Source organism: Lysobacter xanthus (assembly GCF_047159895.1).
In genome coordinates, this window is the sequence record NZ_BAAGAB020000025.1 from 24,499 (window position 1) to 35,109 (window position 10,611).

The following is a 10,611-nucleotide window of genomic DNA, read 5'->3' on the forward strand; positions in this document are numbered from 1 at the left end:
TCCCACGGAGCACCTCCATGAACATCCAGCACCGCTTGATCGGCGTCGCCGCCGCGTCCGTCATCGCCCTCGCCGGCTGCGCCACCTCGCCGGGCTACGGCGGCGGCTACGCGGGCGCCCCGATGTCCGGCAGCACCGCGAACTGCTACGACTGCGGCGTCGTCACCCGCATCGAATCGCTGGGCGGCGGCATGGCCCCGGCCTCGGGCACCGCGGGCGCCATCATCGGCGGCGTGGTCGGCGCGGCCGCGGGCCGCACCATCGCCAACGACGAGAGCAAGGGCCGCCAGAACACCGCGACCGTCGCGGGCGCCGCGGCGGGCGCGGTTGCAGGTGCGGCCATCCAGCGCAACATGACCGGCGGCTCGGGCAGCTACAACGTCTACGTGCGCATGAACGACGGCCGCACGACGATGGTCACCCAGTCCGACCTCGGCAGCGTCCGCGAGGGTTCCATGGTGCGCGTCTACAACGGTCGCGTCTGGACCCGCTGATCGCGCAGCAGGTCGCAGTTCCAGAACGGCCCCGGGAAACCGGGGCCGTTTTCGTGTCCGGTTCCCGGACTCTTTTCCGTTTTGTTGCACCGCGCCATGCGCCGGGCGGTTGGGAGGGTTAACGTCGGGCATCCGTCCGCGCCACCCACCAGCCCCCGAGGTGTCAATGAACCGCCTGCCCCTGCTTGCCGCCGGTAGCGTCCTGCTCGCCGCCTTCGCGCTCAACGCCGCCGATGCCGCGGTCCAGCCTGCCCGGTTCAATCCGCTGCGCGTGTCGATGGTCGCCGCGACCGGCACCTCGAGCTTCCTCGGCGCGGTCGACGTCGAAGTCACCAACACCAGCAACCGCACCGTGCGCATGCCCGCCTGGCAGCTCGCGAGCGAGTACCTGCAGGCCGACCTGTTCCGCGTGACGCACGACGGTCGCGAGGTGGCCTACGAGGGGCCGATGATCAAGCGCGGCCTGCCGCGCGCCGCCGACTTCGTGATCCTGCGCCCGGGCGAGTCCTACCGCACGCAGGTCGACCTGTCGGCCTTCTACGACCTCTCGGGCACCGGTGAGTACACGGTCGCCTACGCGGCGCCCCTGCAGCACGCCTCGCTGTCGACCGGCGAGATGCTGGTGACCACGCGCGGCCTGCCGATGATGGCGCAGAGCGCGCCGCTCAAGCTGTGGGTGGACGGCACCGACCAGCTCGGCGGCTCGCGCATGCTCGCCGCGCGCGCCAAGCCCAGCACCGGCGCCACGGTCGTCAACGGCGTCTCGTACAAGAGCTGCTCGACGACGCAGATCAGCACGGCGGGCAGCGCGGTCAACGCCGCCCGCACGTATGCCGAGAACGCGAAGGGCTACCTCGGCGCGGGCACCGTCGGCGCCCGGTACACCTCGTGGTTCGGCGCCTACACGTCGACGCGCTATGCGACGGCCAAGCAGCACTTCGTCAACATCGACTCGGCCATCGACCAGTCCGCCGGCCAGGTCACCATCAACTGCGGCTGCAACCAGAGCTACTACGCCTACGTCTATCCGACCCGGCCGTACGAGATCTTCGTCTGCAAGGCATTCTGGTCCGCGCCGCTGACGGGCACCGATTCCAAGGGCGGCACGCTGATCCACGAGATGAGCCACTTCAACGTGGTGGCCGCCACCGACGACCACGTCTACGGCCAGTCGGGTGCGAAGAACCTCGCCGCGACCAGCCCCGACCAGGCACTCGACAACGCCGACAACCACGAGTACTTCGCGGAAAACTCGCCCGCGCAGAACTGATCGGACGGATCGCGAAAAGCCCGGCTTCGGCCGGGCTTTTTCGTGGGCGCGCGGCGACGACGCCGGCTGGTCCAGAATGGCCGCTCCCTGCCGCTGGAGCCCGACGTGACCGACGCCAACACCCTGTGGATGGTCATCGCCATCCTGCTGGTCATCGTCGGCATCGCCGGCGCGGTGCTGCCGGCCCTGCCCGGCATTCCGCTCGTCTTCGCCGGGCTGCTGCTCGCGGCCTGGGCCGACGGGTTCCGGCACGTCGGTGGCTGGACGCTCGGCATCCTCGGCGTGCTGACGGTGCTCTCGTTCGCGGTCGACCTGCTCGCCACGGCGATGGGCGCGAAACGCGTCGGCGCCAGTCGGCTCGCCGTCATCGGCGCCACGCTCGGCACGTTCGCGGGACTCTTCGCGGGCTTCGTCGGGATCTTCATCGGCCCCTTCGTCGGCGCCGTGGCGGGCGAGCTCATCCATCGCCGTCGCCTCGAGGACATGGGCCATGCGACGCGGGTCGGCGTCGGCACCTGGGTCGGCCTGCTGCTGGGCACGGTGCTCAAGCTGGTGATCGCCTTCGGCATGGTCGGCCTGTTCGCGGTCGTCTGGGTCGCGAATCGCGCCTCCTGACCGCGGCTTCACGCCCGCTTGCACGGGCGATCGCCACAGTCGCTTGGACATGAAGTTCCGCCTGAACTGGAGCCGCCGCCGGATGATCTGGACTATCGCCCTCACGGCGCTGGCCACGCTGTTCGTCGTGGTCGTTGCGATGAACTTCTCGACGCCCGAGAAGAAGCTCGAACGCCGCATCGTCCACGCGTATTCGACGACCGACCCGCAGTTCATGCGGGAAATGGGCGTGATGCTCGGGCCGTCGATCGTCTCTGGCAACAAGATCACCGCGCTCGACAACGGCGACCGAATCTTCCCCGCGATGCTCGAGGCGATCCGCGGCGCGAAGGAGACCATCACCTTCGAGACCTACATCTACTGGTCCGGTGCCATCGCCGACGAGATCACGCAGGCACTCGCCGACCAGGCGAAGGCCGGCGTGCGGGTCACGGTGACGATCGACTGGGCCGGCAGCATCAAGATGGACCAGTCGCTCATCCAGCGGATGGAGGACGCGGGCGTCAGCGTGCAGCGCTATCGCCCGCTGCACTGGTACAACCTCGGCCGCATGAACAACCGGACGCACCGGAAGCTGCTGGTGATCGACGGCCGCATCGCCTTCACCGGCGGCGTCGGCATCGCCGACCAGTGGCTGGGCAACGCCCAGGATCCCGACCACTGGCGCGACATGCACTTCCGCATCGAGGGCCCGGTCGTCGCGCAGGTGCAGGCCGCATTCAACGACAACTGGATCAAGACGACGGGCACCGTGCTCAACGGCGCGAAGTACTTCCCGCCGCAGCAGGCTGCGGGAGACATGGACGCGCACATGTTCATCGCCTCGCCCGCCGGCGGCAGCGAGAGCATGCACCTGATGTACCTGCTGGCGATCGCCGCGGCCGAGCACACCATCGACCTCGAGGCCTCGTACTTCGTGCCCGACGAGCTGGTGACCAAGGCGCTGCTGGCGGCGCGCCAGCGCGGCGTGCGGGTGCGGATGATCCTGCCCGGCCCGCACATCGACTCCGAGACCGTGCGGATCGCGTCCAAGCGCGAATGGGGACGCCTGCTGCATGCGGGCGTGGAGATCCACCTGTACCAGCCCACGATGCTGCACGTGAAGCTGCTGGTCGTGGACGGCTTCATGGTCTCGTTCGGGTCGACGAACTTCGACATCCGGTCGTTCCGGCTCAACGACGAGGCGAGCCTCAACGTCTACCACCGCGGTTTCGCCGAGCAGATGACCGCGACGTTCGAAAACGACCTCAAGCGCACCAAGCCCTACACCTACGAGATGTGGCGCCATCGGCCGTGGACGGAGAAGCTTTCCGAGCACATCCTGTTGCCGATCAAGTCCCAGCTGTAGAGGAAACCGGTGCCGATCCATCGCTGTCTGGCGGGCCTGCTGCTCGCGCTGCTCCTCGCGCTGTTCCCCGATACCGCTCCGGCGCAGGACGCCGTGACGCTGGCGCGTGCCGCCGGATCCGCCAGATCGGCGCTGCCGGCGGTCGTGCCGGCGGGCCCGGCCGATACCGCGCTCGCGCGGGACGTCGCCCGTCGCCTGCGCAGCGTCCCCGGCTTCGGCCAGGTCACGGTCACCGTCGCAGGCGGCGTCGTCCGCCTGGAAGGCTCGGTCAACGACGGCCGCGCCCGCGCGCATGCCGAGCAGATCGCCGCGCAGCAGCCGGGCGCGGCATCGGTCGACAACCGCCTGCGCATCGCCGGCGACGTCGGCACGCGGCTGCGCCTGGCGCTCGAGCAGGTCTACGGCAAGCTGATCGGGCTCGTCGCGCGGTTGCCGCTGCTGCTCGTCGCGGCCGTGATCGTGCTGCTGTCCGGCTGGATCGGTCGCGCGGTGAGCCGGCGCATCCACCTCTCGCGCTTTTCCGCCAAGAACCCCTACATCGACGCGCTCATCGCCCGACTGGTGAACTGGGCGTTCCTGCTGCTCGGCCTGCTCGTCGCGCTCGACCTGCTGGAGGCCACGGCGGTGGTCGGCGCCCTGCTCGGCTCGGCAGGCGTCGCGGGCATCGCGCTCGGCTTCGCGTTCCGGGACATCGCGGAGAACTACGTCGCCGGCATCCTGCTGAGCCTGCGCCGGGGCTTCCGTCCGGGCGACCACCTCCTGGTCGACCGGTACGAGGGCAAGGTGGTCGCGCTGACCTCGCGATCGACGGTGCTGATGACGCTCGACGGCGTGCAGGTCGCACTGCCGAACGCGCTGGTGTTCAAGTCGGTGGTGAGCAACTACTCGCAGAACCCGACCCGCCGCTTCGAATTCGCGATGGTGATCGACGCGGGCGAGTCGATCCGCGAGGCGCAGGAGGCCGGCGTGGCGGCGATGGCGGGCGTGGACGGCGTGCTCGCCGACCCGGCACCGTCCGCCGCCTGCGACGGCTACCAGAGCGGCGGCATCCAGGTCACCTATCGCGGCTGGGTCGACCAGACGGCCAGCGACATGCGCAAGGTGCGCAGCGAATGCCTGCGCGCCGCCAAGGCGGCCTTCGAGGCCGCCGGCATCGACGGGCCGCGCGCCGTGCAGTACGCGTTCACCGCGCCGTTGCCGCCGGTGCTCGCACATCGCCTCGGCGTCGACCTGACCGACGGCGAGCGCACCGAATCCACCGCCTGCGGCGACACCTCGGTGAGCCACGAACTCGACGCGCAGGTCGACGCGCAGCGTGCCGCCCACAACGACGAAAACCTGATCTGACGCTCGCACCGCCTGCGACGCGGCGCGCACAGTGCCCTCAAGGAGGACGGCCCATGAAGCTTCGACGCATCCTGTCGCTGGACGGCGGCGGCATCCGCGGGATCGTGACGGCACGCTGGCTCGCGGGTGTCGATCGCGCGCTGGCCACTGCGGGGCGCGCGCAGATCCCCGGCAGTTTCGACCTGCTCGCCGGTACGTCCACCGGCGGGCTGATCGCGGTCGGGCTTGCTCTCGGCCATCCGCCCGATGCGCTGGCCGCGCTGTACAGCTCGCGCCGGCACGAGATCTTTCCGGGCATGGCGCGGCGCCTGTGGTCGCGCGCCGGGCGCTTCTTCCGCGACGGGCCGTCCGCGCCACGCTACGACGGGCGCGGCCTCGAAGCGGTGCTTGCCGACGTCTTCGGCGATGCGCGCCTCGGCGACTGCCGGGTGCCGACGCTGGTGCCGAGCTACGACACGATCAGTCGCAGCCCGGTCATCTTCAAGAGCTTCAAGCCGGAGCACGCCGACCTGCGCGTGCGCGACGTGTGCCGCGCGACGAGCGCCGCGCCGACCTACTTTCCCGCGCATCCGCTGCGCGTGGAAGGTCGCGACTGCGCGCTGATCGACGGCGGCGTGGTGGCCAACAATCCGACGGCCTGCGCGATCGCGGAGGCGCTGCGCAAGGACGCGTCGGTGGACTGCACGCGCGACCTCGTGGTGGTGTCGGTGGGCAGCGGCGAGCGCACGCGTCCGATCGACCTGCGCTCCGCGCGCGAATGGGGTGCCCTCGAATGGGCGATCCCCATCATCGACGTGCTGTTCGACGGCAATGCCGAGTCGGTGGACTACATCGCGCGCCACGTCGTGGGCGACGGTTACTTCCGCCTGCAGGCACCGCTCACTCTCGGGCTCGACGACCTCGACGACGTGACAGACACCAACCTCGCGGCGCTCGAACGGCTCGCCGCGGACCACCTCGCCACGCCCGCGACGCAGGCGCTGCTCAGCGCCCTCGCGGCGAGGCTGTAGTCCCGGAATCGCCGTAGAGCAGCCACAGCCGTGCCGAGGTCTCGTCGGTGAAGACGTGGATCTCGAGGCCGCCCTCGAGCGCGAGCGTCTCGGCATGCTCGTCGTTGTGCGGGTCGCCGCGCAGGTCGACGAACGCGATCTTGGTGTCGGCGAAACCCAGGCGCGAAATCTCCTCGACGACGCGCTCGGCCTCTTCCACCGGCACGTTGCCGGCGAGGTCCTCGACCAGCATCAGGCGTCGCGCGTGGAAGCGCTCGCACTGGCCGCGGGCCATCCGCCACATGCCCAGCGACACCTCCAGGGAGTCGTCGCCCGCGACGTAGAGCCGCAGGAATCCCTCGCGCGGATCGACCGTGATCGAAAAACCTTCGCCCTGGAGACGTTCCACTAGGCGACCACCACCGGGATTCCGCCGATGCGGGCCTTCCATTCGCGCGGTCCGGTCTCGTGCACCGACGTGCCCTGCGAGTCCACGGCCACGGTCACCGGCATGTCCTGCACGGTGAATTCGTAGATGGCCTCCATGCCGAGGTCCTCGAACGCGACGACGCGCGAGGCCTTGATCGCCTTCGAAACGAGGTAGGCCGCGCCGCCGACCGCCATCAGGTAGGCCGACCTGTGCTTGCGAATGGCTTCAATGGCGACCGGCCCGCGCTCGGCCTTGCCGACCATGCCGAGCAGGCCGGTCTGCTCCAGCACCTGGTCCGTGAACTTGTCCATCCGCGTGGCGGTGGTCGGACCCGCGGGGCCGACGACTTCGTCGCGCACCGGATCGACGGGGCCGACGTAGTAGATGAAGCGTCCCGCGAGGCTGACCGGAAGCGTCTCGCCGCGGTTGAGCATGTCGACCATGCGCTTGTGCGCCGCATCGCGGCCGGTCAGCAGCCTTCCGTTGAGCAGCAGCACTTCGCCGGGCTTCCAGTTCGCGACGTCCTCGCGCGTGACCGTGTCGAGGTCCACGCGGCGGCCGGCGCTTGCGTCGTAGGTGAGCTTCGGCCAATCCTCCAACGACGGCGGATCCAGCTGCACCGCACCGCTGCCGTCGAGGGTGAAATGCGCATGCCGCGTGGCGGCGCAGTTCGGGATGATCGCGACCGGCAGGTTCGCCGCGTGCGTCGGGTAATCCTTGATCTTGACGTCGAGCACCGTGGTCAGGCCGCCGAGGCCCTGCGCGCCGATGCCGAGCGCGTTGACCTTGTCGTAGAGCTCCAGCCGAAGTTCCTCGATGCGGTTCGACGGGCCGCGTGCGACGAGGTCCTGGATGTCGACCGGCTCCATCAGCACTTCCTTGGCGAGCTGCATCGCCTTCTCGGCGGTGCCGCCGATCCCGATGCCGAGCATCCCGGGCGGGCACCAGCCCGCGCCCATCGTCGGCACGGTCTTCAGCACCCAGTCGACGATCGAATCGGACGGGTTGAGCATCGCGAACTTCGACTTCGCTTCGGAACCGCCGCCCTTCGCGGCCACGGTGACGTGCACGGTGTTGCCGGGCACGAGCTTCGTGTGGATCACCGCCGGCGTGTTGTCGCGGGTGTTCGGGCGCTTGCCTGCGGGGTCGGCGAGTACCGATGCACGCAGCACGTTGTCCGGGTTGAGATAAGCGCGGCGCACGCCTTCGTTGACCATGTCCTCGACCGACATCGTCGCGCCGTCCCAGCGCACGTCCATGCCGACATCGAGGAAGACGGTGACGATGCCGGTGTCCTGGCAGATCGGCCGGCGGCCTTCGGCGCACATGCGCGAGTTGATGAGGATCTGCGCCATCGCATCGCGCGCGGCCGGCGACTGCTCGCGCTCGTACGCTGCGCTCAGTGCCTTGATGTAGTCGACCGGGTGGTAGTAGCTGATGTACTGCAGCGCGTCGGCGACGGACTGGATCAGGTCGTCCTGGCGGATGACCACGGGCGCGCTGGGCGCGAAGGCTTTGGTGTGGGCGGACACGGCGGGCACGCGTGCGGAAAGTCCGCCATTTTACGGCGCCCGCGTGCCGAACGCGGGACGCCTGTGCAACGGGTTCAGGCGCGCCGCGCCAGCGGGCCCGGCGCGAGCCCGACGAACGCCGCCACCTGCGTCGCGTCCAGTGGCGGGCTGTAGAGCGCGCCCTGCAGCCCGGCGCAGCCCCAGGCCACGAGCAGGTCGCGGTGGGCCTCGGATTCCACGCCCTTGGCCACCACGGGATAGCCGAGCGCGGAGCCCATGTGGCAGATGGCACGTGCGATGCGTCGCGCCCGGTCGTCATCGGGCAGACGTCCCACGATCGCGAGGTCGAGCTTGAGCGCGTCGACGGCATGGTCGGCCAGGTCCTCGACGCTCACCTGCCCGCTGCCGATGTCGTCGACGGCTACGCGCACGCCCATGGCCCGCAGCCCGGCCACCATCGCCTGGCCGCGGCTGCCTTGCGCGAAGAGCGGCGTGCCGCGGAACTCGAGCTCGAGCCACTGCGCGTCGAGCCCGGACGCCGCGAGCGCGGCGCGGACGCGGGCCACGAGGGCGTCGGGGTCGAAGCGCGCGAGGGAGACGTTCACCGACACCGGCAGCAGCGCGCCGCCGGCCCGTTGCCAGGCCTTTGCCTGCCGGCAGGCCTCGCCCACGACCCATTCGTCGATCTGCACGATCAGGCCGGTTTCCTCCGCGACGTCCAGGAAGTGGTCGGGCGTCACCACGCCGTCCTCGCGGCGCCAGCGGAGCAGCGCCTCGATCGAGCGCCAGCCGCCGCGCGCGCCGGCGACGGGCTGGTAATCGAGCACGAAGTCGCCGTGCGCGAGCGCGAGGCGCAGGTCGTGCTCGGTGCGGATGCGGGTCTCCGCGCTCTCGCCCATGACGTCGGTGAAATAGCTGAAACGGCCGCGGCCGGTCTGCTTGACGTGGTAGAGCGCGGTGTCGGCCTGCTTCATCAGGCTGCGCGCCTCGCGCGAATCCTGCGGGAACAGCGAGATGCCGACGCTGGCGCCGACACGCAGCTCCTGCCCGTCGACGAGGATCGGCTGCTCGACCGAGCGGATCAGCTTTTCGGCGACGCGCGCGGCGTCGCGCGGATCGGCGAGGCGCTGCAGCAGCAGCACGAACTCGTCGCCGCCCTGGCGGCTCACGGTGTCGTCCTCGCGCACGCAGTCACGCAGGCGCTGCGCGACTTCCTGCAGCACCTTGTCGCCCACCGGATGCCCGAGCGTGTCGTTGATCGGCTTGAACTTGTCGAGGTCGATGTAGAGCACCGCGCCGCGGTTGCCGCGCGCGACCTGCGCCAGCGCCTGGGTGAGACGGTCCTGGAACAGCACGCGGTTCGGCAGCCCCGTGAGTGCGTCGTGCTGCGCCATGTGCGTCAGCGCCAGCGCCTGCTCGCGCGCCTGGCTGACGTCGCGCACCAGGAGCACGGCGCCGATCGCGCGGCCCGTAGCGTCGTGCAGCGGCGAGGCCGATTCCTCGACCGGGCGGCGCCCGCCGTCGCGCCGCACCAGTTCCAGTTCCCCCTCCGCGCGCGACGGCTTGCCGGTGCGCAGAACCGTGCGCAGCACCGAGGCCTGCGCCAGGCCGCGCGTCGGCTCGACGAGCCGGACCACTTCGTCCAGTTCGCGACCGACCGCGTCGGCGTCGCTCCAGCCCGTCAGCTCGGCCGCCGCGGGATTGAAGCCGGTGACGATGCCGGCGGGATCGACCACGACGAGCGCATCGCTGATCGAATCGAGCGTGGCCTGCGCCTGCTCGCGCGCGGCGCGCGCCGCGGCTTCGAGCGCGCGCGTGCGGCTGAGGTCGCGCAGCGTGACCATCGCCCGGCCGCCGTGTTCGCCCGGCATGGAGCCGAGGCGGAGTTCGATCGGGAACGTGCTGCCGTCGCTGCGGCGCGCGCGCATGCCCGCCTCGTCGGCGCCGCGGTCGGTTTCGAGCAGCCACGCCGTGAGCGGCGTGCCGAGCAGCCGGTCCGCCGCGTCGAGCGCTTCGGCCGCGGCCGCGTTGTGCAGGCGGATGCGGCCGTCCTCGTCGAGCACGAGGGTCGGCTCCGGTGAGGCATCCACCATCGCACGCAGGTCGCGCTCGCCCTGCCGCCGCCAGGTGACGTCCTCGGCGAGCAGGTGGAAGCCGGCGATCGCGCCGTCCAAGCCGAAATACGGCTCCAGGCGCGCGTCGAGGAGCCGGTCGCCCTGCTCCACCTGCAACTGCTGCGAGGCACCGGCCATCGCGCGCGCGGCGCTGGTCGCGAGCGCACGGTCGACGTCGACGCCGAGCGCCTCGGACAACGGCAGACCGAGCAGTCGATCGCGCGCCACGCCCGTCCATCGCGCGTAGGCATCGTTGACGTGGCGATGGCGGAGCTCGCGGTCGAACGTCGCCACGAGGCCCGGGCTCTTCTCGGCCAGCGTGAGCAGGTGGCCGCTGGCGGCGCGCAGGCGCGCACGCACGCGGTCGCGCTGGTGGGCGAGCAGGCTCCCCAGCAAGGCGAGCACGAGCAGCGCCGAGAGCAGGCCGAGCGTGGCCGCGACGGACCAGCCGCCGGCCATGCGAGCCAGCACGCCGGGCGAGCCGATCGCGAGC

At 70.7% G+C, this 10,611-nt stretch carries 9 protein-coding genes; 6 read left to right on the forward strand and 3 right to left on the reverse strand.

The window, feature by feature from the left end; genetic code table 11:
* Positions 1 to 17: 17 nt before the first annotated feature.
* From ACY35P_RS08280 to ACY35P_RS08305, 6 genes are all read left to right on the forward strand, one after another.
* Positions 18 to 494, forward strand: a complete 477-nt coding sequence (locus ACY35P_RS08280) for a glycine zipper 2TM domain-containing protein (protein WP_462115359.1) — start codon at positions 18 to 20, stop codon at positions 492 to 494.
* A 166-nt stretch (positions 495 to 660) separates the two neighbouring features.
* Entirely contained in the window at positions 661 to 1,764 is a 1,104-nt protein-coding gene (locus ACY35P_RS08285; RefSeq protein ID WP_462115360.1) for a M35 family metalloendopeptidase, read from the forward strand.
* 129 nt (positions 1,765 to 1,893) lie between these two features.
* Positions 1,894 to 2,379, forward strand: a complete 486-nt coding sequence (locus tag ACY35P_RS08290; RefSeq protein ID WP_462115366.1) for a DUF456 domain-containing protein — start codon at positions 1,894 to 1,896, stop codon at positions 2,377 to 2,379.
* Between the two features lie 82 nt (positions 2,380 to 2,461).
* On the forward strand, positions 2,462 to 3,727 hold the full coding sequence (locus ACY35P_RS08295; protein ID WP_462115367.1) for a phospholipase D-like domain-containing protein: 1,266 nt from the start codon (positions 2,462 to 2,464) through the stop codon (positions 3,725 to 3,727).
* 9 nt (positions 3,728 to 3,736) lie between these two features.
* The gene (locus ACY35P_RS08300; RefSeq protein ID WP_462115361.1) at positions 3,737 to 5,074 is read left to right on the forward strand and encodes a mechanosensitive ion channel family protein; all 1,338 of its coding nucleotides are present in this window, start codon (positions 3,737 to 3,739) and stop codon (positions 5,072 to 5,074) included.
* 53 nt (positions 5,075 to 5,127) lie between these two features.
* Complete coding sequence (locus ACY35P_RS08305; RefSeq protein WP_462115362.1) at positions 5,128 to 6,084, forward strand: CBASS cGAMP-activated phospholipase; 957 nt, start codon at positions 5,128 to 5,130, stop codon at positions 6,082 to 6,084.
* On the opposite strand, the gene ACY35P_RS08310 is transcribed toward ACY35P_RS08305, so the two are convergent.
* The 3 genes from ACY35P_RS08310 to ACY35P_RS08320 form a co-directional block, all read right to left on the reverse strand.
* Positions 6,059 to 6,472 carry a hypothetical protein gene (locus ACY35P_RS08310; protein ID WP_462115363.1) on the reverse strand — a complete coding sequence of 138 codons (414 nt, stop codon included), beginning with the start codon at positions 6,470 to 6,472 and terminating at the stop codon, positions 6,059 to 6,061. The two genes, ACY35P_RS08305 and ACY35P_RS08310, sit on opposite strands and share 26 nt — an antisense overlap.
* On the reverse strand, positions 6,472 to 7,986 hold the full coding sequence (locus ACY35P_RS08315) for a fumarate hydratase (protein WP_462115368.1): 1,515 nt from the start codon (positions 7,984 to 7,986) through the stop codon (positions 6,472 to 6,474). Before ACY35P_RS08315 ends, ACY35P_RS08310 begins: the two co-directional genes overlap by 1 nt.
* 113 nt (positions 7,987 to 8,099) lie before the next feature.
* Positions 8,100 to 10,611 (reverse strand): sensor domain-containing protein (locus ACY35P_RS08320; protein ID WP_462115364.1); only part of this gene is annotated, 2,512 nt, incomplete at its 5' end.

Bases quoted from the DNA above. Each gene is read 5' to 3' on its own strand.
- ACY35P_RS08295 (WP_462115367.1), top strand. From the start codon at position 2,462: ATGATCTGGACTATCGCCCTCACGGCGCTGGCCACGCTGTTCGTCGTG.
- ACY35P_RS08285 (WP_462115360.1), top strand. From the start codon at position 661: ATGAACCGCCTGCCCCTGCTTGCCGCCGGTAGCGTCCTGCTCGCCGCC.
- ACY35P_RS08290 (WP_462115366.1), top strand. From the start codon at position 1,894: ATGGTCATCGCCATCCTGCTGGTCATCGTCGGCATCGCCGGCGCGGTG.
- ACY35P_RS08305 (WP_462115362.1), top strand. From the start codon at position 5,128: ATGAAGCTTCGACGCATCCTGTCGCTGGACGGCGGCGGCATCCGCGGG.
- ACY35P_RS08280 (WP_462115359.1), top strand. From the start codon at position 18: ATGAACATCCAGCACCGCTTGATCGGCGTCGCCGCCGCGTCCGTCATC.